Source organism: Bacillus sp. RC242 (assembly GCF_044908245.1).
Taxonomy (GTDB): Bacteria; Bacillota; Bacilli; order Bacillales; family Bacillaceae_G; genus Bacillus_A; species Bacillus_A mycoides.
On sequence record NZ_JBIYCZ010000012.1, the window covers coordinates 48048 to 74696 of the forward strand.

The window sequence follows — 26649 nt, forward strand, 5'->3', positions numbered from 1 at the left end:
ATATTTTTAGAATTATTTACATTTTAAAAAACTAAATTTAAAGCGAAAAAGAGGGGATAATTTGAAAGAAGAATCTTTATTGAAAGTAAGTCTTAAGAGTTTGAAAATAAGAAGTAATTTATTTTTTATCATTACATCTTTAAGTATCTTTTTAGGAGCCACTTATTATTACAATAAAAGATTTCCAAGTCATAGGTATCCTGAATGGTTAGAATTTCTAAAATTGATTGGATGAACAAAAGACAGAAAAACAGAAAATTAAAATAAAGAAGTTATGGAGGAGCTAAATATGAATATTAGAGAAAGTGAACTTCCGGGTATTGGTTATAAATTTCAAATCGTTACGAAAGGTAACGAAAAGATGGTGATCGTCATTCATGATGATGGGCGTAGAGAAATGTATCATTTTGATTCAGATCATGAAGAAAGCATCTCAAGTATTTCATTACGTGACTCAGAGGCGAGACAAATTGCAGCAATATTAGGTGGAATGGTATACAAACCTAGAGCATTAGAAAATGTTGAGATGGTCTTTGAAGGTTTAGCAATTGAGTGGTTTAAAGTGGAGAATGCAGCTCCGGCAATCGGAAAAACAATTGGCGACCTTGAAATAAGAAAAACATATAGCGTAACGATAATTGCAGTTATGAAAAAGAATATGAAAAAGCTATTTAATCCAGGTCCAGACACGGTGATTGAAGAAGGAGATATGCTTGTAGTTTCTGGTGAGAGAGAAGAAATTAAAAAGATTATTAATGAATTACTTTCGAATAGGGGGACTGACTAGATGGATACTTTAATTTTTGAAGTTGGTACAGCTTTAGTTTTAGTAGCAATTGCGGCGGTAATCGCTGGAAAGTTTAAATTCTCAGTAATTCCTTTTCTAATTGTTCTTGGCATGTTAGTAGGTCCGCACGCGCCGACAATAGGTGTTATCGATCTCAAATTTATTGAAAGTGCAAGTGTGATATCCTTCCTTGGAAGGATTGGTGTTCTGTTCCTTCTTTTCTATCTGGGATTAGAGTTTTCGATGAAAAAACTAATTAAATCTGGACGTTCTATCGCGATTGGCGGAACAATCTATATTTTGATTAACTTTTCACTAGGATTATTATACGGATTTATAATGGGATTCCCGTTACTCGAAATCTTAATTATTGCGGGTATTATTACGATTTCTTCTAGTGCTATTGTCGCAAAGGTATTAGTTGATTTAAGAAGAACTGGTAATAATGAAACCGAATTAATTTTAGGAATTATTATGTTTGAGGATATATTCCTTGCTGTATATTTATCAGTAGTTTCTGGCTTAGTTCTTGGGGATCACGCTTCCTTCTTAGGTGCCCTTACTTCAATTGGAATTGCTTTAGGATATATGCTTCTATTCTTTATTGTGGCTAGAAAAGCAACGCCGTTATTAAATAGATTGCTCAATATTAGTTCAGATGAAATTTTTATTATTGTAGTATTTGCTTCGTTGTTCTTTATTGCAGGTTTTTCAGAAACAATTCACGTTGCAGAAGCAATCGGGGCACTTCTTTTAGGGTTAGTTTTCTCTGAGACAGAGCATAGTGATCGAATTGAACATCTTGTTGTTCCATTTAGAGACTTCTTCGGAGCTATTTTCTTCTTCAGTTTCGGATTAAGTATCGATCCGTTTTCATTGGGCGGAGCAATATGGTTAACGTTAGGTGCTGTACTTCTGACGATAATCGGAAACTTTGTAGCAGGGATGATTGCAGGAAGACAAGCTGGATTATCTCATAAAGCATCAACAAATATTGGATTAACAATCGTTTCAAGGGGAGAATTCTCAATCATTATGGCTAATATCGGTATCGCGGGTGGGTTAATGTCGGTATTGAAACCATTCTCAGCACTATACGTGCTTATACTATCGATCTTAGGTCCACTTCTGACGAAAGAGTCAAAGAATGTATATAAATTTTTAAATAAAATCTTTAAGTGGGATACGAAGACTAGATAAATTTTGAAAAAATAAAAGTACAAGATATTTACTGCTTGTACTTTTATTTTTGGTAATGAAAACAGTAAAGAGAGGTAAATGATGTTAGGAGAGTTGATTCATTCAGTTTTAGTTTTTCTAGAAGGACTTGGTTATTGGGGAATTATGCTGGGATTAATGATAGAGGTTATCCCAAGTGAAATCGTATTATCTTATGCAGGTTATTTAGTATCAACAGGAAGCATTACATTTTGGGGGGCTGTCGCGTTCGGTACAATTGGTGGTGTAATCGCACAACTATTCATTTATTGGATCGGTCGATACGGAGGAAGACCTGTTCTTGAGCGATATGGAAAATATATTTTGATTCAGAAGAAACATATTGATTATGCTGAAGCGTGGTTTAATCGTTACGGAACTGGTGTTATTTTTACAGCGCGTTTTATTCCTGTTGTGCGTCATGCTATTTCGATACCAGCGGGTATTGCGAAAATGTCACATGCTAAGTTTATTACGCTAACTACACTAGCTGTTATTCCATGGTCAATTGTATTTGTATATTTAGGTTTTAAATTAGGAACAGAGTGGGAAAGTATTAATAAAGTAGCTGGGCCATATGTGAAATACTTTGCACTTGCTGCTATTGTTTGTGCAATTGGTTATTTTATATTAAAAAAAATGATGAAAAAAAAGTGATTACGGAAAAAGAATCTATGCTGACATAGATTCTTTTTTATTGTCATTTTTTAAAGGATGAAAGTGTATGTTTAATATTTGCCATATTGTGGCATATATATAGGGAAAGGGAGTTTAGGAAGGGGATTATTGAGAAATGGAACTCCAGTTTCAAAATGTATATCAACAAGTCGAGAATTGGTATGTGTTGGATTCGGAGCTTCCTTGGGATGTCAAAAAGTTAAGAAATGATTTGTTTTCTCTTATTGAAGTAAGTGCAACGCCAGTTATTTTTTGTGATACGTGTGATGCGAATCATGTACTTTTATCATTAGGAGAAGAAGAAGAGGAGTTTTTATTCCCAGTAGGTGGTTTTTATCATAAAGAAAAACAATTAATTTTCGTTTGTATGTGGGAAGAATATGAGCAAGTGCTCAAAACGCTATTGCATGAATTCAGGCATGCGATGCAGCATAAGGACGATGTACTATATGTTGGAAATGAACTATACGAAGAAAGATGGATTGAGAAAGATGCGAGGCGTTTCGCGGAGAGGAAGCTAGATGAATATAAAAATAGAAATTTAATCTGAAGCATAGTGGAGAAAAATCACTGTGCTTTTATTTATTGCTAATTAAAAATAAGTAGTTGACCTTTAATAAGTTTAGTTCTAAACTAATAGTATCAAATAAGCGAGGTGATGGAATGAAAGCAGGGGAAAGACTTGGAGTACTATTATGGTTTCGTTTATCACGCTTTTATAATAGAAGTATTCGTGAGACGAATCAGCATTTGAAAAAGTGGAATGTATCTGCCGCTCAGTTTGATGTATTAGTTCAAATTGGAGGAAACGATCGTTTAACGCAGCAAGAACTTGGAAATAAGTTGTTTGTTACGAAAGGAAATGTTACTCAACTTTTAAATAAGATGGAGCAACTAGATTGGATTCAGCGTGAACAAGAAGGTACTACGAAATATATTTCATTAACAGAAAAGGGAAAGGTTCTATATGAAAAAATAGTCCCGCCGCAAGAAACATTTCAAACAGAGCAATTTGATAAGTTAAATAGAGAAGAACAAAAACAATTATTAGAATTACTGAAGAAGTTGCAGTGATAAAATTAAAAATAATTATCTTGATTTCGAGATAATATGAGGTGAAGGATATGTTTAGAAAAGTTGATCATAAAAATATGGGAAGAGCAAATCACGGTTGGTTAAATACACATTTTCATTTTTCCTTTGCAAATTATTATAATCCAAACAACATGAATTTTGGAGCAGTACGTGTTATGAATGATGATTTAATAGCGCCACAAACTGGTTTTGATATGCATCCGCACCGTGATATGGAGATTATCTCTTACGTTATAGATGGTGAATTAACACATGAAGATAGTATGGGGAACCGCGGGACAATTGAGCGTGGGCATGTTCAATATATGAGTGCAGGTACTGGTGTATTTCACAGTGAGCATAACTTAGGAAGTGAAACATTACGTTTATTGCAAATTTGGATTTTACCAGACCGCGACGGTCATAAACCAAACTATGGTGAGTTTAAATTTGATTGGAGTAAACGTGAAAATGAGTGGTTCCATATGGTATCTCCTTCTGATAGAGATGCACCAATTCATATTCACCAAGATGCAAATTTATATTCTTTATCATTAGAAGCTGGTAAAGAAATTCATTTTCCTGTTAAAGAAGGACGTCAATTGTACCTTGTACAAATTGAAGGTAGCGGCGTTGTAAACGGTGAAACACTCGTAATGCGTGATGCAGCGGAGGCTGTAGAAGAAGATATTCACATTCAAGCGAAAGAAAACTCTCACTACTTAGCGATTGAAATGAAAATGGAATAAAGTGAAACTTTAACCCATGGCGGTTTTAAGTATGTGAATAGCGAGATGAAAAGTTATAGGGAAGAGGATATCGAAAACGATATCCTTTTTTGTGTGAGTTAAATTAACAGAAAAAACTTTCTCAATTTTTGAGAGCAGGTATTGGAAAGATTATTCAGAATATTTATAAAGGTGTTAAAAACTTTTAGGGAAATGGGGAGTGTTAGATTGAAAAAGCAAGTAATTTCATCAGCATTAGCATTAACTGTTATCGCAAGTGGGTTTGGGGCATTTGGAGCAACTACGACGAAAGCAGAAGAGCAAAAAATCCAGTATCATCAAGAGTTTAAAACACCAGCTTACATAGGTGAAGAATGGAAAGCGCCGGAAGGACTAGATAAAAAAGAGACGGTCTTTCAATATTTAGAGAGTAAAAAAGATATGTTTAAACTAGCAGGAAATATTGACAAACATTTCAATATCGTTGGTGAAGAAAAAGATGCTGAGTCTGGTACAACACATGTGAAGTTAGTTGAGAAGCATAATAACATTCCTGTGTATGGTTCAGATCAAACAGTTACGCTTGATAAAGAGAACAATGTAAAAGCATTTTTCGGACAAGTTATTCCGAGTTTAGATGATAAAAATATTCCTACATCTGCAAGTATTAGTGCGGAACAAGCAGAAACGATTGCAAAAGCTAATATTGAGAAGGAAATTGGTAAAGTAAAGAATTATGATGGTGTGAAAAAAGATTTATATGTGTATGAAAAAGATGGTCAATACTATCTTGCATATCTTGTAAAAGCGTCGGTTTCGAAACCAGCTCCAGGATATTGGCATTACTTTGTTGATGCAACAAATGGAAATGTTATTGAGAAATATAATGCTGTAGATAACATTACTGGATTTGGTTACGGAGTATTAGGTGCTAGACAATCATTTGAAATTGCTCAAGATACGAAAACAGGAGCGTTCAACTTATTTGATGGTACACGAGGACAAGGTGTCCATACATTTGATGCAGAGAATATGAACGAAGACTGGTTTAATTTATTCTCACAAATTCTTGGATATACAGGAGAAGAAATTGGAAGTAAATCTAAGTTCTTCGAAGATAAAGCGGCAGTTGATGCGCATGTGAATGCAGGAAAAGTATATGATTATTATAAAAAGACATTTAACCGTAACTCTTTCGATGATAAAGGTGCAAAACTTATTTCTGCTGTTCACGTAGGTGAATCTTGGAATAACGCAGCGTGGAACGGTGTGCAAATGATGTATGGTGATGGAGATGGTAAGACATTTATTCCATTATCAGCTGGCCTAGACGTTATTGGCCACGAATTAACGCATGCTGTAACTGAACATACAGCAAACCTTGTTTATAAAGATGAGTCAGGAGCGTTAAATGAATCGTTATCTGATATTATGGGCGTCATGGTTGAGAAGAAAAGCTGGGATTTAGGAGCTGATATTTATACACCTGGTAAACCTGGTGATGCACTTCGTTCTCTGAAGGATCCAGCATCTATTCCAAACCCATTAAAACCAGGTGAAGGTTACCCAGATCACTATAATAAACGTTATACTGGAACAGCTGATAATGGCGGCGTTCATATTAACAGTAGTATTAACAATAAGGCGGCGTATTTAGTGTCTGAGGGCGGCACGCATTACAATGTGAAAGTAACTGGAGTGGGCCGTGAAGCAACAGAAAAAATTTACTATCGTGCTCTTACAAAATATTTAACTGCAAACTCTGATTTCAAAATGATGCGCCAAGCTGCACTTCAATCAGCAGAAGATTTATTCGGTAAAAACTCTAAAGAGGTACAAGCTGTAACGAAAGCTTATGACGCTGTAGGAGTAAAATAATAAGAGAAAAAAGACCTGACTGGATTGTCAGGTCTTTTCCTTATTTAATCACGAATACCTAATGCAATTTTTGCCATACGTGACATACGTTCTTTTGTCCATGGCGGATTCCATACAACGTTTACTTCTATTTCATTTACTTCAGGTACGTTCGTTGATAATACTTTTTTAACGTCTGATACGATTTGGCCAGCCATTGGACAACCGATAGAAGTCATCGTCATTGTAATGACAGCATTATTATTTTCATCCGCTGTAACGTCATAAACTAATCCAAGATTGATAATATCAACACCTAGCTCAGGGTCAATAACAGCTTCTAAGTTTGCATATAACTTTTCTTCAAATGCTTGTTGTGACATGTGTAGCACCCCCTAAATATTAATGATATCGGTTCTCATTATAACGGATATGCGGGATAAGTGCAGGAAATGAGCTCAAAAAAATATTCCTCTCTGAGAGAGGAATATTTTTTTGAAAAGCTATTCAGTTTTAAAATGAGATACAAGCTGATCTAATTCTTCAACTGTTTGTTTCATTTGTTTTGCAGTGAGAGTCATTTCATTCATCACGATGACTTTCTGTTCAGCAGATTGTGCCGTTGCGGCTGTTTCACTAGATACTTCATTTGAAATAGAAGCGATGTTATTAAGTGAAGCGTTCATTTCTTCAGCGCTTGCAGCCATTTCCTCAGCAGTTGCTGATATGTCTTGCATTTGAGTTGATACTTTATTTACTTGTTCAACAATTGTTGTGAAAGAAGTACCAGCCTCACGAACGACAGTAATGCCTTCAAATGCTTCAGAACGACCTTTAGACATCATAGAGCTAGCAGTTTCCGTATCATTTTGAATTTGATGAAGCAATTGGTTAATATCTTTTGCCGCTGTTTTTGATTGTTCCGCAAGTTTACGAACTTCATCAGCTACGACAGCAAATCCTTTTCCTTGTTCACCAGCACGAGCCGCTTCAATAGAAGCATTTAAAGCAAGTAGATTTGTTTGTTCAGCGATATTAGAAATAGATTGTACAGCTGTATCAATATATTTTGTATGAGTGATTAGACGTTCGACTACTTCTGATGTAGCATTTACAGCTTCATGTATCGTTGTCATTTGTGAAACAGATTTTTGGATAACAGTACTTCCGTCGTTAGCGTGTTCAGATGTAGCTACAGCAAGTTCGGCTACAGATGAAGCAGATTCAGCGATACGCTGAACACTTATTGCCATATCATCCATCGCAGTCGAGCTTTCTTCCATACTAGAAGTTTGCGATTGAATACTTGAATTTAAGTTGGACATCGAGCTTTGAACTCTTATTGTTGCCTCGCGTGATGTATTAGTCTTTTCTAGCATATTTTCAGAAGCTGTTTGTACTTCTACAGATGTTTTTTGAACACGATTAATGATATGTTGCAGGTTTTCTAACATTTTATTAAACGATGATGCAATTGCACCGATTTCATCATTGCTATTTACTTGTAGACGGGCTGTTAAGTCGCCTTCTTGAGAGGCTAATTCTTTTAGTTTAGTATCAATTTGTTGAATTGGTTTTACAAGCTTACCAGAGAACCACCATGCAAGAATAATTGCAGTTACAATACAAATAACAAGTGATAAGAAGACAACATATTCAATTCGTAGTGAAGATTGATCGATTTTTTCAATAGATTGTTCACGTAATTTAGCTTGTTCATTACTGTAATTTGTGAAATCACCGATTACTTTATAAACAGTGCCATTCTCTGTAGAAGCTACTTGTAAAGCTTCTTCCCATTTTTGTTCTTTTGCAAGACTGAATACTTTCTCTTCAATGAACTTTCTCCAAGTGGATCCTAATTCCATTGTGCTTTTCACGGACTGAGAAGTGTTAGGGTTAGAAAGAAGTTGCCCTTTTGTATCTTCAAGACGTTTACTCATCTCATTAAACTTGTCTAATTCGACTTGATCATGTTGTAGTAAATAACCTCTTAAAGCAGAAAGTTGTACTTGATAAGCGTCTCCGCGCTCTTTCAATTCTGTTGCAAGAGGAGAAATTTCTTTTTGTAATGTTTCAGCTTTATGAGACTGATCCATGGTAAAGAATAAAATAAAAGCTAAGGCGATGCCGAATAAAGCGCAAATCATTCCCATCATGAACATTAGTTTTTTTCGAATGCTAATAAAATTCATATGATAAAAATCCTCCTTGTAAAATCTTAGTATTAGAATTAATTAATTAATTAATGTAAAAAATTGAAAGAAAGCTTTACTCCATATGGAATAAAGCTTTCTTCTTTCCTTTAGGAATTATAGCAGACAGAATGGGAGATAGAAAGAGATATTTTAGCGTGAAAAAAGAGAGACTCTAAATCGCTCTTTCTAACAATTTAGAGTTCGTAGAAGTATAAATGAAATTTTCATTTTAACTATTTGTTTTGAAATGAGAAACGAGCACTTCAAGTTCTTGCACAATTGTTTTCATTTCTGATGATTTTTTAGCAACGACACTCATTTTGTTTACTTGGTCACCAGCTGAAGTTGCTGTTTTCGATGTTTCGGCAGCAACTTCATTTGAAATAGAAGCGATATTATTTAAAGCTGCATTCATTTCTTCAGAACTTGCGGCCATTTCTTCAGCAGTTGCAGACATTTCTTGTATTTGTGTAGAGAAATTGTTAATGTGATTAACAATTTCTGAGAATGAAGATCCAGCGGTACGAATGACTGTAATTCCTTCAGAAGCTTCTGACTGACCTTGTGTCATCATGTCATTTGCTATTTTTGTGTCCGCTTGAATTTGATGAAGTAAATGGTTAATGTCATTTGCTGCTAGCTGAGATTGTTCAGCAAGTTTTCGTACTTCATCGGCAACAACAGCGAATCCTTTTCCGTGTTCACCAGCACGGGCCGCTTCAATAGAAGCATTTAAAGCGAGCAAATTCGTCTGCTCGGCAATATTAGAAATAGATTGAAGTGCAGTATCAATATGATTCGTATGTGTAATGAGTCGCTCTACCACTTGTGATGTAGCGTTAACAGCTTCGTTAATTGTATGCATTTGTGTAATAGATTTTTCAATGACTTTATTTCCATCATCTGCTTTTTCAGAAGTTGTAACAGCTAGGCTAGCGGCAGAAGAGGCAGCTTGTGCAATGCGCTGAACACTCGTTGCCATATCATCCATTGCGGTTGAACTTTCTTCAATGCTAGAAACTTGTGAACGAATATTGTGCTCAAGAGCATTCATAGTCTCTTTAGTTTTTGCGGTATTTTCCATAGAAGCAGTTGTTTCGATAAACACATTTTCAGAAGCTTCTTTTACACTTGTTGATGTTTGTTGAACTTGCTTTATTATACGCTGTAAGTTAGCAAGCATTTGATTAAAGGAATTTGCGATGTCACCAATTTCATCTTTACTCGTTACGTGTAATCTAGCGGTTAAATCGCCATCTTGAGAAGCTAATTCTTTTAACTTCGCATCAATTTGTCGAATCGGTTTAACGAGTTTACCAGAGAACCACCATGCCAATAGAATAGACGTTAATGTACATGTAATGAGTGAGAAGAAAATAATATATTGAATAAGGGATGAAGAAGACTCTACGTCAGCAATTAATACGTCCCGTTTGTCATTTTCTTCATTTGCATATTTAGTAAAACGACTTAAAAGATCATTTACATAATCTGTTTGAGCAAGAGCAATTTTGGATGCTTCATCCCATTTTCCTTCCCGTGCAAGAGGGAGGACTTCATTATCTACGACGCTGCGCCATTTTGCTCCCATTAAAATGGCCTCTTTCATTCCTTCTGGGAGTTTTTTATCACTTGTTACTTTCTCCCTAGTATCAGCTAGTTTTTTTCCTTCCCGGTTGAATTTATCCAATCCTTTTTGGTCATGTGATAATAAATATTCTTGTAAACCAGCGACTTGCGCTTGGAACCAATCGCCACGTTCTTTTAAAATCGTTGCTCTTTTCGATACATCATTCTTTAATGTTTCGATTTCACTTGCTTGATTCATCGCGAATGAAAGAATAACAATAAGAGCAATGCTAAATAAGGAAGAAATGCTTAAGAGTGTGAACAGTAGTTTTTTTCGAATGCTAACATATTTCATTGTTACCCCTACCTTTTTTTAAAAACTATTTATTGTAATTTATAAATATTGAGAACGAAACTAATAAAAACATAATTAAGAAGTTATTAATCTGTTCAATGAAAATTATAGCAGATAATGGAATATGGCAGATTAATGTGATTAAATGTTCTTAAAATGTATACATTTGTATATCAAAAAATTCATAAATAAAAATCAGAAATGGTATTGTAATTTGAAATAACATCCTGTATACTTCTAATTAGTTGATAACGATTATCACTATCAACTGAACATTACTCTTCGTTATGTTGGTCATACCCCTTTTTGACGACGTAAGTCAGAGACGAATGTTGAAATATCTTGTGTCCTATTCTACAGAATTATGGTAATCTCCAACCTCAACTTATATGCGTAAGCATGCAAAAAAAGGATCCTATCCGTGAAGGGATCCTTTTTTGCATGTTGTCGCAATTAATGTGTATAGACCTGGTATACGTTCTTCAATTCCTTCGGGTGAAGTAGAAGGGAAAACCCACCTTTGATGAGACCCGTGTTCTTCAACTAGCTTTTCAATTTTAAAACGTTCTTCCGCAAGTGTTGTAACAATTTCGCCTAACGTCCAGCGGCGTATGTTTGTCTTCGGTAATGATTCTTTCTGCGATTCTGTAAGAAGAATGCTATAAGCAACATCATCTTCAATCAATTCTTCATCGAAATAATTTCCATTGGCCCGAAATGATGGATGATCTACACCTAATAATTTAGTGTAAATAGGATGATAGTCACGAAGGATAAGTATTCCATCTTGTTTAAGTAAGTTAGCAATCTTTTGAAAGAGTGGTTTTAAATCTAAAAAGTAATGAAGTACACCAAGTTCCAGCAATACGATATCAAATGATTCGGAAAGATTTACATCCAGTACATCAGAGACGATGTATTGGATAGAGACACCAGCAGCTTCGGCTAGTTCGGTTGCGTATTTTTCATTACTTGCTGAAATGTCTACAACTGTTACATCGGCTCCTAAAAGAGCAAGAGCAACTGCTTTATTTCCTTTTGATCCGAGTAAATTAATAATACGCTTTCCTTTTGGAGATTGTATGTAAGGTAAATAATGATTTACCTCGCGCACGGGATCTTCCATGAGCTTTTTCGCATAATCCTCTGGCGCCCCGTGGCGATTTGTCCAAGCTTCATAAGCAGCTGCGTTCCAGCTTTTTTCATTAATAGTACTTAGTTGTTTTTGATTCAATTTTATCACTCCTTTTGTGAACGTATAGTTATTCGGTGAATGAGTAGGATTTCCTGTTTTTTTGAATAAAAGTTTGATTTTTCTGTTGTTAAGTCGTAAAATACGTTTTATACATAAAAGCGTTGAAAAGGAAAAGTAGAATGGAACCATTCTTTCCAGAGAGCTTCGGTAGCTGAGAAGAAGCAAGAATATTCATTTGAACAATGGCCTTTGAGCTTCGTCCTGAACTTATCAAATGATAATAGTAGGCGGCGACGAGAGTTGGTACTCGTTATCAAAACCACAGTATAAGAGCATATAGCTCCGTACTTGTTAAGGTTAGTTATGCGAATGACTGACGAAATAAGGTGGTACCGCGACTGTTTATACAGCCCCGCCCTTATCTTTTTTAAGATAAGGGCGGGGCTTTTTATATTTTAAAGGAGGAATATAAGATGAGTATTTTTATTGGAGGCGCTTGGCCGTATGCAAATGGTTCGTTACACCTTGGACACATTGCTAGTTTGTTACCAGGAGATATTTTAGCACGTTATTACAGGGCAAAAGGTGAGCATGTGTTGTATGTTTCAGGAAGTGATTGTAATGGAACACCGATTACAATTAGAGCAAAGCAAGACGGTGTGATGGTGAAAGAAATTGCTGATAAGTATCACGAAGAGTTTGAGCGATGTTTTCGTAGCCTTGGTTTTACTTATGATTGCTATACACGTACAGATAGCGAGCATCATCATGAAACTGTTCAAAAAGTCTTTTTGCGACTATTAGAAGAAGGTTATATTTATAAAAAAGTAGTTGAACAAGCTTATTGCGAAACGTGTACGCAATTTTTACCGGATCGATATGTAGAAGGTATTTGTCCGCATTGTCATGAAGCAGCAAGGGGCGATCAATGCGATGCTTGTTCCGCTATTTTAGATCCACTCGATTTGTTAGAAAAGAAATGTAAGTTATGTGGTAGTACGCCATCAGTACAGGAAACAGAGCATTTCTATTTTGCATTGCATAAATTTCAGCAACAAATTAAAGAGGCCGTAGAAATTGCAAAGCAGAAAGGAACATGGCGCGACAATGCAATTCAATTAACAGAGAGATATTTAAAGGAAGGATTACAAGATAGGGCAGTGTCACGTGATTTACCAATTGGGGTACCAATTCCAGTGGCAGGATATGAAGATAAGAAAATTTACGTATGGATTGAAGCAGTGACAGGATATTATTCGGCGAGTAAAAATTGGGCTGAAGAAACAGGGAAAGATGATCAAGAGTTTTGGGATAAAGAAGCGAAAACATATTATGTACATGGTAAGGATAATATTCCGTTTCATTCAATCATTTGGCCAGCGGTATTACTTGGAATAGGAGAAGAAGCGATCCCGCGTCATATCGTTTCGAATGAGTATTTAACAGTAGAAAAAAGAAAATTATCGACAAGTAAAAACTGGGCAGTATGGGTGCCTGACATATTAGAACGCTACAATCCCGATTCTATTCGTTACTTTTTAACAGTTAACGCACCAGAAAATCGTGATACTGATTTTTCATGGCGTGAATTCATTTACAGTCATAATAGTGAATTGTTAGGTGCATACGGGAACTTTGTGAACCGGACATTAAAGTTTATTGAAAAATATTATGGTGGTACTGTACCGAAGGGAAGTATTGATGTAGAGCTGAAAGATAAAGTAGAAGGATTATATAAAAGTGTAGGAGAGGCGATTGAACAAACTAAATTTAAGGTGGCACTAGAAACAATATTTGATGCAGTACGCTTTGCAAATAAATACTTTGATGAAAAGCAGCCTTGGAAACAAAGAGAAGACGACCCAGTTTCATGTGAGGAAACAATTTATAATTGTGTTTACCTAATAGCAAACTTTGCACAACTGCTTGAACCATTTTTACCGTTTTCAAGTGAAAGAGTTAGAAATACATTATCGAGTGTTAAAGTAAATTGGGAACCTCAAAATACGTTGCCAAACCGAATTGATAATGTGCAGCCATTATTTGAGCGAATCGATGTAAAACAAATTGAACATGAGGTAGAGAAGTTATATGGAGCGGTAAAGTGAAATATAAGGAAAAGACCTTTCAAATAAATGAAAGGTCTTTTCCTATGCTGTATAACCCTCTTTCTTATCTTTCAAAAGAAAAGCACAGCAAGGATTACGAGAATAATAGCCGCAATATCATATGTTATTTTAAAGGTAGTAATAAAGTTTAACATATCGTAACTTTATTCACATTTATATACAAGTTGATGTTGTCACGCACTATGAACACGATTATGTTTTTTTTCTTTCCTAGCAGTAAGTAGTTGTGGTGTGAAAATACCGAGTAATATAACCACAATCCCAATCCACTGCATTGGCGATACAACTTCATGAACAAGTGTAATAGAAGCGATAATTGCTGTTGGTAATTCAGCTGCACCTAATATTGTACCAAGTCCCGTTCCGACTTTTGGTACCCCAATTGAAAAACAAATGACAGGTATAATAACCCCGAACAGTCCAAGGAAGAAAGCATATTTCCATAGGCCTGCTTGTAAAGCGCCGTCCGTTAAAAAGGTAGGCGGGAAAAATAAGCATACAATAAGAGTAGCACTCGTTGTCATAAGAAAGCTTTTCGTATAAGGCGGAACATCTGTAGCAACGCGCCCGCTTACAAATACATAGAATGAGAAAGAGACGGCAGCTAATAGTCCGAAAATAATACCTTTCGTAGAAAAGTTTTGTCCAAGACCTTCAAATACTCCACCAGCAAACAATGTACCAGTAAATAAAATAATAATAGATATAACTTTCTCACGGCTTGGGAATGTCCGGTTGGCAATCGCTTCGATGACTACACCAATCCAAGTGAACTGAAAGAGTAAAACGACAGCGATAGAGGCTGGCAATTCTTCTACGGAAATAGCATAGAAAATACCTGTCATACTCATTGTTGTGCCGACTGTTAGTAACGAAAAGAATTGTTTTTTTGATACTTTATGACGTGAAAAGAACAGAACGAGTAAAAGTAGTCCAATCCATCCGAAGACATATTGCCCTCCTAGTAGTTGGTGTGCGGAAAATCCGTCGATGAATCCGAGTTTAAAAATAGTTGAAAGTACGCCGTAGCTACAAGCGCCGAATAAAACTAGTAATGAATACTTAAACTTCTCCATAAAAATCCTCCTTTTAAATAATAAAAAACGCCCGCTATCCAAATAAGGATAACGGGCGAACGAAACAGAGTTAGATACTCTACAAAATTCCGCCATTCATACGAAGTATGAATTTGGGGTATGAAATTAGAGTAGGTTTTACATTGCTTTTGGGAATACAATGGAGCATTTTACACCTTGAGGTGTGTTTTGTATTCCATAAGGAAACTGATGTTTATCTAATATTTGTTTTACAATATATAACCCAAGACCACTACCTTGTACTAAGCCATGTTTGTCAGGATTTGCGCGATAGAATGGTTCAAATAAATGGGCAAGTTTATCTTCATCAATTTGAGAACCTGTATTTAATACTTCTAATGCGTAACCGTTTGGCTTTTCATAAAGTTTTATATATACATGCTGATGGTCAATTGTATAATGAATTGCATTTGAAATAATGTTAAAAATAGCAGTTTGCATAAATTTAGGATCAGCTAAAATTTGTACATCTTGTTTAATGTTAGATTGAACATTTAATTGTTTTACAGATACAAAATAATCTACTTTCTTTATAACGTCCTCAATAATATTAGTTAATGAGATAACTTTTAAATTTGGTTTAAATTGAGGGTTTTGTATTTTGGATAATTCTGACACTTTTTCCGTTAATATGTTAATATCTTGCATCATCTCATATGAACGTTTTAAATATTTATCTCTATCTTTATAAGCGCCGATTCCGTGAATCATGCCATCGAGTTGTCCCATAACGGCTGCGATTGGTGTTTTTAATTCATGGGATATCATAGACATAAATTCTTTACGAGATTGTTCTAACTGTTGTTCCTTCTTGAGTTCATTTCTTAAATCTTGATTGCTTTCATGTAAATTTTTCACAATAGTAGGTACTTGTGAGGCAGCTACTTGCAAATTAAAATCTGTTTGATCTGTATTTTTGTTAAGTAGCTTTTTATCTGAGAAATCAAGATTCATAATATCTTTTAAAGCATCGCTCATATATCGGAAAGGTTTGGCGATTATTTTTGCATAGATTAAAGATCCAAGCAGAGATAATGCAAGCATTGTCGCCCCAATATGTGGAGCTAACTGCTGCAACACATCTGTTAACTTTGGATTATCATGTGTATCATTTGCTTTACTTGCTGCATTTTGTGTATGTAAGGCATCATTGTTAGTAACTTGCTTTCCCGCTTCTGTAAGTGAAGACGTTGTGTTACTTTTCCCCGGAATATTTTGTGCATGTTCTTTTGCTTTTGCTTTTGCAGTTTGGCTAGGCTGCAAAAGATGATTGATGGCTGTAGAGAGTGTTTTCATGTCTAATTGAGAAGATTGAAAATTAGAGATGCTACTCTCTGACACAGCTTTATTTTGCTTTGTTTTAATTTGGTCGTTTTGTTTGTCTGATTCCGCTTGTTCCGCAGTTTGCGTTCCAGAAGCTTTCAAACGATCTTTATCGTAATTTGAGGCTAGAAAATAAATGATTTGATAAAGACAAATTGATAAAAGAACACAAAACAATAGGGTTTTGATGAATATATTTTTGGTGATGTTGTCTTTGCTACGATTCGATTTTGTAGCCAATGCCTTTCACCGTTTTAATATAAGGAATTTCTAATTTTTTTCGTAAGTTTTTAATATGTGTATCTATAACCCTCACATCACCATAATGTTCATAGCCCCATACCTTATTCAACAAATCACTTCTTGATAGTACTTTTCCCCGATTTTGCAGTAAAGTATATATAATTTCAAATTCTTTTGTAGTCAATTCAATTTGATTACCATGAACATAAGCGGCATATGCTGTAGAATTTAACATCAATTCATGGAATTGTAGTATAGTTGCAGCTTCTGCTTCCTTTGTTGCTGCCCTTCTTAATACAGCTTCTACACGTTTTATAAATACGGTGTAATGGAACGGTTTTGTAATATAGTCATCAATACCTAACTCAAATCCTTTAATTTCACTTTCTTCATTATGTAAGCCTGTTAACATAATGATTGGTACATCAGATTGTCCTCGCATAATTTTACAAATACTATAGCCATCTATATCTGGTAACATTACATCGAGGAGGACAAGATCGTATGAATTTTTTTGGAAAAGAAGAATGCCTTCTGTTCCAGCACCAACTACATCAACAGTAAAGTTTTGTGCCATTAGAAATTCACGAATAAGTTCTTGTATATCTGGGTTGTCTTCAATCACCAGTATATGCGTCATAGTAACACCTCCTAAATAACGCTTTTTACTGCAATATTCGAATTCATCATTTTTGGGATGACTCAGATTGTTTATACATATAATAAGCCCCCGCTATAAAATAGTAATGAAAGTAGCAAGGGGGATTGTTTAGTGTCACTGAATAGTTCAGAATTACAGTAGTTCTATTATAGTATGTATTGTAAAATTTATAAAATATTATAACTGTATAATTTTAATATCCATGTTTATCAATGTTACGATGATGTTGAATGCAATCTATTTTTATTATATATGTAAATACAGTTATTTTGCTACTGTAAATGAATAAATAAAATAAGCCAAGACATAAAATTCTTGGCTACACATAAATCTTGTTCTTAGGCTAATTTACAGTGACAGTAGCTTGCTGCTGAACGCGCTCAAATAACCAGTGAATATCATTGTTAAACATACGAATACAACCAAGTGTTGTTGCTTTCCCGATTGCTTGATTATTGTTAGTTCCATGAATCGCATACGTTGTTCCGTAAGTTCCTGCCATATTTAATCCGAGCCAGCGGTCCCCAAGTGGATTACGTGGATCGCCGCCTTTAATTTTTCCTGTATAGTAAGGACGGTTTTTAATTTTATTTACGATTTGAAAAGTACCCTTAGGTGTTGGTGTTGCTGCTTTTCCAGTAGCGACAGTGAAACTTTTTATGAATTTTCCATCTTGATAATAATCCATTTTATTTATTTTTGTGTTTACGATAAGCTGATCCTTCGTCGTAGCTGCTTCTGCAGTAGTGAATGGAAGAGTTAAAAATCCTAATGATAATAGCGCACTTAATAATAGTTTTTTCATTATATTCTCCTTTTACTTATTGTAGTAGTCTTACATACAATGAATTTGTAATCCTCGTAATGCTTGATTGACATTTTCATCTAATGTTTCAAAGAAGGTAGTAATCTTTGTATTACATTTGTTGTTTTTATCAATAAGTAATCTTTCATTTAATAACAGCTCACCATGTAGTCCAAAACCTTGAACTCGAATATTTAGTTCATCTTCAGTTTCAGAAATAATCGGTAAGAAATAGTGAAAAGCTTTCGTTGGAATGATGTAGCTTTTGCCAATCATGCTTTCTTGATTTGAATTAACCCATTTTCTCATGACGATCTTAATGTTCTTTTTTGAAACGATAAAAGACAGCGTTGTAGATTTTGTTAAACTTACGTCAAATTCATTTGTTTCACATATTTGTAAATTAAAAACGGTTTCATTTTGATGAGATTCAACATTCGTATTAATAAAATCTTGCATTTTATAAGCTTCCATTTCTTATTCACCCTTTTTTCAATTTCGAAAAGCGACTTATATTTATTCAGTTTAATGTTTAGTCATATATTAGCTAAATTTTTCAACAAATTCCGATATAATCTTACAATACGTATATGAAGCTAATATGAAGTTCATATGAGTTTGTGGTGGTTTTTTATAGAGAACAAAATAAGGTGGTTTTCGAGAGTTAAAAACTGGATGAAAAATGTATATTAATGGATTTCCTTCGCGTGATATATAGTTGTTAGCTTGTTTTTAAATGCTAATAGATATAAGTAAATAGAGAACAAAAAACTTTAGAATGAGCCTTACAAAAATGTAATAAAAATGTAAGCTATTGTGATAGTTATTTCGACAATTTTTTTATACAATAATAGTAACAAGTTGTACGTGAATGAAAGGGGAGATGACATGGAATGGGTTCATGAATTATTTCAGCAATATGGGTATTATGTAGTACTTGTAGGCTTGCTGTTAGAATATATTGCACTTCCGTTTCCGGGAGAGCCAACATTAGCATATGCGGGGTTTTTAGCACAGAAGGGTGATCTAAGTTTACCTATTTTAATTATCCTATCCTTTATTGGGACAAGTGTAGGAATGACAATCCAATACTTTTTAGGAAATAAGCTTGGTATGCCTTTTGTTCAAAAATACGGGAAGTACGTATTTTTAACACAAAGAAAAATTGATTTAACGAGAATGTGGTTCGATAAATACGGATATTTCCTTATCTTTATTGGCTTCTTCATTCCTGGTGTACGTCATTTTACAGGATACTTTGCAGGTATCATTAACTTACCGTTTCGCCGCTTTGCGATTACAATTTATTCAGGTGCTTTATTCTGGGTATCGTTCTTCTTAATCGGTGGCTACTGGTTAGGTGGTAACTTACATGATATTTTCGGATTACTGGGAGATCATATCGGCAAAATCATTTTCGGAGCGATGGTCATTGTAGCAATTACGTTAAGCATTCGTTTCCGCAAACAACTAAAACGAGTATTTTTACAAAACGCAAGTTAATATGGAATCCATTCTATGTCAGATTTTAGGGAGGCAGTGCAAAAGCACTGCCTTTTTTATTGTATTTTCCAGTTTGCTTTTATTTTTCCATCGATACCGTCACCGGTGGCTGGTATATAATACGTTCCTATTTTTTTTCCGTATGTGATTATTAAAATCTATTATCTAAGTTATATATTTAGGAGAATATAGATTTATTTTTGACATGTATATAAGTCAAAATGACAATTATAATTGACAAAGATAAGGATATTATTTACAATTTTAATTAAATAAATGAAAAAGAGGTAAAACATGAAGCTTCAAAATCGAGTGAGGGAACTTAGAGCAAAGCATCGTGTATCACAAGGGGATTTAGGTAAAGCAATCGGCTCATCACGGCAAACCATTAGTTTAATTGAGCGCGGGGATTATGCACCATCTATTGTGTTATCGCTAAAAATCGCACAAATTTTTGGAGTGCCGGTGGAGGAGATATTTATGTTAGTGGAGGGGGAAGATGGAGATGAAGGGTAAGGGGAAAATGACGGCTATATTGAAGTTGTTAGTAGGAGCAATTTTTGGTGGGTTTATAGGGTATGTAGTAGGGGATATTGCAACAGAGGGTACTAGCAAAATACCTCCTGTTATTAGCATTGCTATGATGAGTGTATTTGGCGTAGCGATTATATATTATATTTGGAAGCGTACAAGAGCGCTCGCACAAACGAAAGATGAAGAAGAAAATGTTAAGGGACGAAGATTAGGGATAGCGCTTATTTATTTTCGAGTAATGGAAATTATTATTCCATCATGGTTTGTTTGTTCAGTTATCACTTTTTATAGAACGTATACAAGTGAGGGGAACTTGCTCTTTGTTAGTGTAAGTATTGTCGTATCTACAGTGTGCTTTATTGCTATAACTTGGTTAGGATCTGTAATGAGGAAAAGATATAACGCTCTATATCCAGAACAGAGTGTTACGTATTCTCAGTCAATGGAAATGTGGGCAAAGAATGCAGATGAAGGGCAAAAGCAAATTGTTCATGAAGCGGGATATAAGGCATATCAATATACAAACATGACACTTACTTGTGCGTGGTTGGCGGCGATTGCGTATGCAATTTTAGATGGAAAAGACTTCTTTATGGTCATTATGATTTCGTTCGTTTGGGTATTACATGTTGGAACATATATGTACGAAATGCATAAAAAAATGATTTATTAAGGGGAGAAAAACGGTGGACATTTTAAGAAGACCTGCTTTTTCAATGTTCGTTGCTTTCGTTTGCTCCGCCTTATACGGATTCATTCGAATAGAAAAAGTACAGCAAATTATAGAAATATGGGCCTTTTTCGGGATTGCATTGCTTGTGTTAGCTATTCATGAATTAGGGCATGTAATATTCGGTTTGATGTGCGGTTTGAAATTTAAGTTTATGACAGTAGGACCTATTACTGTTCAAAAAGAAAAAGGGAAAATACGAATTCGAGAAAATAAAATATGGATGTATGTAGGTGGCGTTGCAATGTTAGTGCCGCCTTCCACACACACACCGAACCTCTCAAAAAAATGGGCGTGGATGACTTTAGGTGGACCGATTACAAGTGTACTATTCGGTATTACTTCAGGTTACATATACATGGTTAGTTATTATCAATATCTTTTATATTTTTCCGTTTTACACTTTACGATTTTTGCCGTTACAATAGTGCCGATAAAAGGAACATTCCTGAGCGATGGCATGCAATTTCTCATTTTAATTAAAGATGATGAAAGGGCTAGAGGGCATTTATATAATATTCAAGTATCGGGTGAATTATTAAGCTACAAACGGCCGAAAGATTGGGATGAGAGATTAGTAGAAATTAGTGAAGAAAAAATAAAAGAGGATAAAAGTATAAGAGAAATAATGAGCGGACTTATGCTCGTATTTTATGCCCGAGCTGATCAAGAGGGAATGGAAAAAGCGATAGTGCATTTAGAGAAAATTGTGCAGTTACCTGTGACAAAAGAAAATAAATATTTTGTTGGTAGTTTTCATAGTTGGTATCTTTTATATAGAGTACTTTATCAGCAGGAAAATCTTTACTTGCAAGAAGCGAAGAATCATGCGAAGGCAATTACAATGCTGGACTTACATGGGTATTACCGTGCACAAGGAGTTATCAAATATTTAGAGCAAGATATGGAAGCATGCCATATTTATATGAAGAAAGCGGATAAAGAATTGAAGAGCGCTGAGAAGAGTGAAATAGGATATTTACAATTGGATAGAGAGTGGTTCGAGCAGTTGAAGGAGAGGGTATCTTACGATGGGTGAGGTATCCTCTTTTCTATATGTAATCTTATGCCGTTCCATAAAAAGTTCGGGGCGAGTAAAATGAGTTAAGAAGAGCAAAGTTTGGAGGAGTTATATATGGAAATTTTAGCGATTATTTTGCTAGTCTTACTCATTTATGTAATTTTTAAAGTGGCATATGTAGCAGTAAAAATACTCGCAGTCCTATTAATTATCTTTTTAATTGTAGAGTTCGGCAGTAAGCTGCTTGGGGGATAGGGTATGTTGTGCGTTTTGGTTATCGAAGGATGTCGTTGAATCGATATAATGAAAAAATCGTTGATATATTCCGGTAAGTACCGGATGGGGTATATGGAAAAGAAGTTGCCGTGGGGGTAACTTCTTTTTATTTGTTTATAAAATGTTTATTTTTACCGTCTATTCTAGTAGCAAGGAGGCGATAAGAATGAAAAAAGAGGTTTTAGAAGTAAGAGATGTGACGAAAAGAGTGAAGGGAAGAACGTTGTTAAGTCACATGTCTTTTTCTGTTTATAAAAATGAAATTTGTGGTTTTGTTGGGCCGAATGGTTCAGGGAAGACGACTCTGATTCGAACGATTATGGGGTTAATTCGACCGAATGAAGGGGAAATCTTAATTAATGGCATTAGCGTACAAAAAAATCGGAAAGAAGCTCTTCAGCATGTAGGTGCAATTGTAGAAGCACCAATTTTCTTTCCTTATATGTCAGGGCGAAAAAATCTACGCAACCTAGGTAGGATTACGTTACATACTGGTGGAGAAGTTCTTGAAAAAAAAGTGCAGCAAGTATTAGAAATCGTCGGTTTAGAAAATCGCGCTGACGATAAAGTTGGTACGTATTCGTTAGGAATGAAGCAGCGTTTAGGAATTGCGCAGGCACTTCTTGGGGACCCAGAGTTTATCATCTTGGATGAACCGTCTAATGGATTAGATCCAGTTGGAATTAAGCAACTTCGTAAAATTGTACTCGACTTACAGCGTGAGAAGGGAATTACTTTTTTCATTTCTAGTCATTTAATTCGTGAGTTGGAGCTTATGTGTAATTCCTGGGTCATGATTCGAGAAGGGTCACTAATATGGCGTGGAACGACGGAAGAGTTACAAGGAAGTGATAAAGAATTAGAAGATATTTTCGTGGAGATGATGAGCTCATGACGATGTTAGTACGTTCTGAATGGGGACGGCTTTGGGCAAAGAAAGTAACATGGCTTTGTTTTTTGATGATACCGGTGATGTTACTTGGGGCTGCGAAGTACTATTTGAAACATAATCAAGAGGTAGAAAGGACAGCAGTTGATTATACATATGCGAATTCATTCCCCGTACTTGCATTATCTGAAATGCTTATGAGTATATGTAATCTTGTTTTACTCGTTTTGATTGTCCTTGTGTTTGCTCAAGAGTATCATAGCGGTCAAATTCGGATGGTAATACAAAGGTCATACACGTATTCTGAGGTTCTTATTGCGAAAATAATTACGATATTAGCAGTAAGTTTGCTATTTATAGGTGTCTATTTTATTTGTAGTTATTGTATTGGCTATATTTTCTTTGAGCATGAACCAAGTATTCTTTTGTTTTATTTCACGGAAAAAATGAATGTACTTGGCGTTTTCTTATACTGTATTTCTTATTATGGAATTGCTTATCTTACTTTAATAGCGATGGCTAGCATATTAATTATGCTAGCGGTTGTAAGTAAATCGACAACAAGTGCAACACTACTTGGTATGGGATTTATTATATTTTCTTTTGGATACCCAGCCATGGCGTTAGTGATAGGGAAATCACCGGCTTTTCTTTATATTAATTATTCTTCTTTAATTAAATTACAACATGAAGGAATTGCTATATCTTTATCTGGTAGTTCAAGAATGATTCTTTTTGGATCTGTAATTTTACTTATATACATTGTTATTTGTAATGCTGTAACAGTTTATTGGATAGGAAAAAAAGATAATTTTGTGTGAGGTGTGAAGAATGAGACAAATACTTATAAGTGAATTTGAACGGATTTTTGATAGAAAGAAGACGAAAGTATTAATTGTTATTTTTGTACTGCTACTTATTTTACACAGTGTATGGGTTCATACTTTTGGAGTTGCTATTTACGATACAAAAGGGACGGAAGCAATCTTAAGTAATTTAAATTTTCCTGTTGCAGTTACAAGAGAATGGTATTTTACTCTATTCTTATTAATTTTTCCAATCTTATTTATTGATAGCTTTAATAGTGAAATTTCATCTGGCGCATATCGTCTTGTCATGATCCGTCCGGTAAGTAGGTGGGAATTATTATTGGCAAAATGGATGACTCAAATGAGTATCGTAAGTTTATTTTTGTTACTGGCATTGATTGAGAGTTATATATATGGAACATTTTTTATAAGGCATGCAGAGGAGACGATCTTTTTGGATAAACAAGTCATTTATGGGACGGGTGCCTCTATTTTATATACCGTGAAATATTATTTAATATTATGGTTTATCGCAAGTGCTTTAATCATGTTGAGTAGCTTTGTAAGCCTTTGGTTTCAAAATGCTATCATTATATATTTTGTGATAGTTGGTTTACTAGTAGCTGGTTTGTATGTGAATGAAGAAATAAGTTATTTTGTAATGGGAAGTGAATCAATTTTAAGAATATTAAGTGAGGAGAAAGTCATATTTTACCTAATAAATGGTACAATTTTAGGAGGATGTGCAATAGCGGCTATGTTTAGTTGGTGTAAAAAAGATGTATTTAATTAGGAGGGACTTACTGTGGCGGACAAAATACTACTTGTAGACGATGAGCCAGATATTCTTACATTTATTGAAGACAGTCTTGCCATGGAAGGCTATGAAGTAAGAAGTGCATTAAGTGGTGAAGAGGCTTTGAAAAAATTAGATAGTAGCGTGGATCTCATTATTTTAGATGTTATGTTGCCTGATATGAATGGATTTAAAGTGTGCGAGAAGATGAGAGAGTCTTATGCATGCCCTATATTATTTTTAAGTGCGGATAGTAGTGAACGGTCTCGTATAGAAGGTTTATTGATTGGTGGAGACGATTATATTAATAAGCCGTTTAGTTTAAAAGAGTTGAAAGCTAGAATTGTTGCTAATTTGCGCCGTACGACAGAATTGCAAATGATGGGGCAAAAGAATTTACTGCGTTATGGCGATTTAGTAATAGATTTGCAGAGTTATGAAATACTATTAGGTAAAGAAAAAATTCACTTTACAAAAAAGGAGTATGAAGTTGTGAAAATGTTAGCACTTCATGCTGGCCAAGTTTTGACGAAAGGGCAGATGTTTGAAAAGATTTGGGGATATGATAGTGAAAGTGATGTCTCTACTGTAGTTGAGCATATAAAGAAAATTAGAACAAAGCTTAGTGTATATGATAGACAATATACATATATTCAAACTGTGTGGGGAATTGGATATAAGTGGAGTGTACAGAATTGATGCAAAGGTTAAGGATTAAACAACAGCTAGTAATTGGCTTTTTAATAGTTTTAATTGGTAGTTTAATACTGACAGTTTTAACGGCAGCTAGTGGTTGGTATTGGCTAACGAAGAGTGGAAAAGTATTTCCTGCAAATTATTATGAACAAAAAATTCCTATGATAAAAGAATATGTAAAAGATAAAGGAGCCCTATTGTTAAATGAAAAAGAGCGAAATGAATTAGAGAAAATTATCCCTAAAGAGGGAATTAAATATCAAATTGTTAATAGGCAAGGAGATATTTCTTATGGTACATATAAAAAGAAGTTAATAACAAATGAGAGACCAATTTTGAGTGTTATTAATACGAATATTCATGAGGAAGAAGATGATACTGAAGTTACGACATATCTGCCTTTAGTTGATAAGACTGGGGAGCTACGGGGAGCGATAGGACTTAATTATCATTTGACAATGTCTACTGCTTCGGCAGTTGACTCCTTGTTTGTAATCTTATTTTTAGCTTCGCCCTTTATATACATTACAATTTTATCTTATATTGTTTCAAACCGAATGGGAAAAAGAATAAAGAAACCACTCGCTGAATTATCAGAGGCTTCAAAAAGAATTCAAGAGCAGGATTTAGATTTTCATTTAGAATACAACGCGAAAAATGAAATTGGTGAGTTAGTCGGTTCGTTTGAAAATATGCGCGCAGCATTAGCAACAAGTTTATCACGGCAATGGGAGTTAGAAGAAGAAAGAAGAGAATATATTAGAGCTATTTCTCATGATTTGAAAACGCCGCTAACGATTGTACAAGGTCATACAGAAGGTTTGCAAAGTGGCTTATGGAAAAATGAAGACTTGTTACATCGGTATTTACAAACGATTGAACGAAATACAAACAGAATGACAAAACTTCTTGAGGAGTTCCAAACAGTAAATGAGTTAGAAAGTTTCTCGTTTCAATTACGTTTAAATAAAGTGCATATAACCCCATTCTTTCTTAAAAAACTAGAAGAATATGAATGTATAGCTAGGAAAAAAGAGATTGAGTGGGACGTTACCTTTGAAAATAATGAGGGTGTACAAAACTTAGTATTTGATCAAGAGCGGATCAGTCAAGTAATGGATAATATCGTGATGAATGCAGTTCGGTTTACGCCGGTGTCAGGGAAGATGCTTGTTAAAGTATGTGCTTGGCATGGCGCAATAGAGTTTCATGTATATGATTCAGGACTTGGTTTTCAAGAAGGGGATTTGAAGAAAGTATTGCAGCGTTTTTATCAGGGAGATCAGTCGCGTTCAGGAAGCAAGGAGCATTTTGGGCTCGGGTTATATATTGCCAAGACAATTGTTGAGAAGCATGGCGGCATAATACAGGTAGAAAATAGCAAGGTGCGAGGTGGGGCACATGTTTCATTTCGAATTCCGGGTGGGGTATCCAAAAGTAGTCAGTAAAAATAAAAAAGCTGGAAGAGTATCTTCCAG

The 26649-nt window shown here is 34.9% G+C and carries 27 protein-coding genes and 1 other annotated feature; of the genes, 18 read left to right on the top strand and 9 right to left on the bottom strand.

Annotation, left to right across the window (positions count from 1 at the left end; genetic code table 11):
* Positions 1-289 precede the first annotated feature (289 nt).
* The 7 genes from ABH957_RS20615 (at position 290) to ABH957_RS20645 (ending at position 6363) form a co-directional block, all read left to right on the top strand.
* Positions 290-787 carry a cation:proton antiporter regulatory subunit gene (locus tag ABH957_RS20615; protein WP_001026068.1) on the top strand — a complete coding sequence of 166 codons (498 nt, stop codon included), beginning with the start codon at positions 290-292 and terminating at the stop codon, positions 785-787.
* Entirely contained in the window at positions 788-1987 is a 1200-nt protein-coding gene (locus ABH957_RS20620; protein WP_002129832.1) for a cation:proton antiporter, read from the top strand.
* Positions 1988-2068: 81 nt separating this feature from the next.
* Complete coding sequence (gene uptA / locus ABH957_RS20625) at positions 2069-2662, top strand: undecaprenyl phosphate transporter UptA (RefSeq protein ID WP_000900199.1); 594 nt, start codon at positions 2069-2071, stop codon at positions 2660-2662.
* 136 nt (positions 2663-2798) lie between these two features.
* Positions 2799-3233 carry a DUF3920 family protein gene (locus ABH957_RS20630; RefSeq protein ID WP_002129830.1) on the top strand — a complete coding sequence of 145 codons (435 nt, stop codon included), beginning with the start codon at positions 2799-2801 and terminating at the stop codon, positions 3231-3233.
* Positions 3234-3346: 113 nt separating this feature from the next.
* Complete coding sequence (locus ABH957_RS20635; RefSeq protein ID WP_404512133.1) at positions 3347-3757, top strand: MarR family winged helix-turn-helix transcriptional regulator; 411 nt, start codon at positions 3347-3349, stop codon at positions 3755-3757.
* Positions 3758-3807: 50 nt separating this feature from the next.
* Positions 3808-4506 carry a pirin family protein gene (locus ABH957_RS20640; protein WP_404454516.1) on the top strand — a complete coding sequence of 233 codons (699 nt, stop codon included), beginning with the start codon at positions 3808-3810 and terminating at the stop codon, positions 4504-4506.
* 207 nt (positions 4507-4713) lie between these two features.
* Positions 4714-6363 carry a M4 family metallopeptidase gene (locus tag ABH957_RS20645; RefSeq protein WP_012261952.1) on the top strand — a complete coding sequence of 550 codons (1650 nt, stop codon included), beginning with the start codon at positions 4714-4716 and terminating at the stop codon, positions 6361-6363.
* Between the two features lie 44 nt (positions 6364-6407).
* Here the strand turns inward: ABH957_RS20645 and ABH957_RS20650 are convergent, their stop codons facing one another.
* The 4 genes from ABH957_RS20650 to ABH957_RS20665 all read right to left on the bottom strand — a co-directional run bounded on the left by ABH957_RS20650 (position 6408) and on the right by ABH957_RS20665 (position 11848).
* A complete protein-coding gene (locus ABH957_RS20650) occupies positions 6408-6725 on the bottom strand; it encodes a metal-sulfur cluster assembly factor (RefSeq protein ID WP_000082522.1) in 318 nt (105 codons plus the stop codon).
* 120 nt (positions 6726-6845) lie between these two features.
* The gene (locus tag ABH957_RS20655; protein WP_404454513.1) at positions 6846-8537 is read right to left on the bottom strand and encodes a methyl-accepting chemotaxis protein; all 1692 of its coding nucleotides are present in this window, start codon (positions 8535-8537) and stop codon (positions 6846-6848) included.
* A 232-nt stretch (positions 8538-8769) separates the two neighbouring features.
* The gene (locus tag ABH957_RS20660) at positions 8770-10464 is read right to left on the bottom strand and encodes a methyl-accepting chemotaxis protein (RefSeq protein WP_002129822.1); all 1695 of its coding nucleotides are present in this window, start codon (positions 10462-10464) and stop codon (positions 8770-8772) included.
* 415 nt (positions 10465-10879) lie between these two features.
* Entirely contained in the window at positions 10880-11848 is a 969-nt protein-coding gene (locus tag ABH957_RS20665) for a class I SAM-dependent methyltransferase (RefSeq protein WP_404512135.1), read from the bottom strand.
* Positions 11812-12082 (top strand) — a binding site (T-box leader). It overlaps the preceding gene by 37 nt.
* 50 nt (positions 12083-12132) lie before the next feature.
* Here ABH957_RS20665 and metG point away from each other — a divergent pair.
* Entirely contained in the window at positions 12133-13767 is a 1635-nt protein-coding gene (gene metG, locus ABH957_RS20670) for a methionine--tRNA ligase (protein ID WP_404454506.1), read from the top strand.
* A gap of 194 nt (positions 13768-13961) precedes the next feature.
* Here the strand turns inward: metG and ABH957_RS20675 are convergent, their stop codons facing one another.
* From ABH957_RS20675 to ABH957_RS20695, 5 genes are all read right to left on the bottom strand, one after another.
* Positions 13962-14864, bottom strand: coding sequence for an EamA family transporter (locus tag ABH957_RS20675; protein ID WP_002015976.1), 903 nt, complete (start codon positions 14862-14864; stop codon positions 13962-13964).
* A gap of 138 nt (positions 14865-15002) precedes the next feature.
* On the bottom strand, positions 15003-16448 hold the full coding sequence (locus ABH957_RS20680; RefSeq protein ID WP_404512137.1) for a sensor histidine kinase: 1446 nt from the start codon (positions 16446-16448) through the stop codon (positions 15003-15005).
* Positions 16426-17091: a response regulator transcription factor gene (locus tag ABH957_RS20685; protein ID WP_000148832.1), complete on the bottom strand. Its 666-nt coding sequence runs from the start codon at positions 17089-17091 to the stop codon at positions 16426-16428. The genes ABH957_RS20680 and ABH957_RS20685 overlap by 23 nt, the downstream gene beginning before the upstream one ends.
* Positions 17092-17455: 364 nt before the next feature.
* A complete protein-coding gene (locus ABH957_RS20690; RefSeq protein WP_002015973.1) occupies positions 17456-17917 on the bottom strand; it encodes a L,D-transpeptidase in 462 nt (153 codons plus the stop codon).
* Between the two features lie 30 nt (positions 17918-17947).
* Entirely contained in the window at positions 17948-18391 is a 444-nt protein-coding gene (locus tag ABH957_RS20695) for a DUF3978 family protein (RefSeq protein WP_404512139.1), read from the bottom strand.
* Between the two features lie 414 nt (positions 18392-18805).
* On the opposite strand from ABH957_RS20695, the gene ABH957_RS20700 reads away from it, so the two are divergent.
* The 10 genes from ABH957_RS20700 (at position 18806) to ABH957_RS20745 (ending at position 26619) form a co-directional block, all read left to right on the top strand.
* Positions 18806-19420: a DedA family protein gene (locus tag ABH957_RS20700; RefSeq protein ID WP_404454498.1), complete on the top strand. Its 615-nt coding sequence runs from the start codon at positions 18806-18808 to the stop codon at positions 19418-19420.
* Positions 19421-19714: 294 nt separating this feature from the next.
* Positions 19715-19936, top strand: coding sequence for a helix-turn-helix transcriptional regulator (locus ABH957_RS20705; RefSeq protein ID WP_404454495.1), 222 nt, complete (start codon positions 19715-19717; stop codon positions 19934-19936).
* Complete coding sequence (locus tag ABH957_RS20710; protein ID WP_404454492.1) at positions 19920-20627, top strand: DUF3169 family protein; 708 nt, start codon at positions 19920-19922, stop codon at positions 20625-20627. Before ABH957_RS20705 ends, ABH957_RS20710 begins: the two co-directional genes overlap by 17 nt.
* A 13-nt stretch (positions 20628-20640) precedes the next feature.
* Positions 20641-21723 carry a M50 family metallopeptidase gene (locus ABH957_RS20715; protein ID WP_404441960.1) on the top strand — a complete coding sequence of 361 codons (1083 nt, stop codon included), beginning with the start codon at positions 20641-20643 and terminating at the stop codon, positions 21721-21723.
* Between the two features lie 96 nt (positions 21724-21819).
* Positions 21820-21960 carry a DUF3985 family protein gene (locus ABH957_RS20720; protein WP_002034639.1) on the top strand — a complete coding sequence of 47 codons (141 nt, stop codon included), beginning with the start codon at positions 21820-21822 and terminating at the stop codon, positions 21958-21960.
* A gap of 187 nt (positions 21961-22147) precedes the next feature.
* Positions 22148-22876, top strand: coding sequence for an ABC transporter ATP-binding protein (locus ABH957_RS20725; protein WP_404454489.1), 729 nt, complete (start codon positions 22148-22150; stop codon positions 22874-22876).
* Entirely contained in the window at positions 22873-23691 is an 819-nt protein-coding gene (locus ABH957_RS20730) for an ABC-2 transporter permease (protein WP_404454486.1), read from the top strand. The genes ABH957_RS20725 and ABH957_RS20730 overlap by 4 nt, the downstream gene beginning before the upstream one ends.
* A gap of 10 nt (positions 23692-23701) precedes the next feature.
* Positions 23702-24472: an ABC transporter permease gene (locus ABH957_RS20735; protein ID WP_404454483.1), complete on the top strand. Its 771-nt coding sequence runs from the start codon at positions 23702-23704 to the stop codon at positions 24470-24472.
* A 12-nt stretch (positions 24473-24484) separates the two neighbouring features.
* Positions 24485-25174 (top strand): response regulator transcription factor, encoded by a 690-nt coding sequence (locus ABH957_RS20740; protein ID WP_404454480.1) that lies wholly within the window; start codon positions 24485-24487, stop codon positions 25172-25174.
* Positions 25174-26619 carry a sensor histidine kinase gene (locus ABH957_RS20745; RefSeq protein WP_404454903.1) on the top strand — a complete coding sequence of 482 codons (1446 nt, stop codon included), beginning with the start codon at positions 25174-25176 and terminating at the stop codon, positions 26617-26619. Before ABH957_RS20740 ends, ABH957_RS20745 begins: the two co-directional genes overlap by 1 nt.
* The last annotated feature ends 30 nt before the right edge of the window (positions 26620-26649 follow it).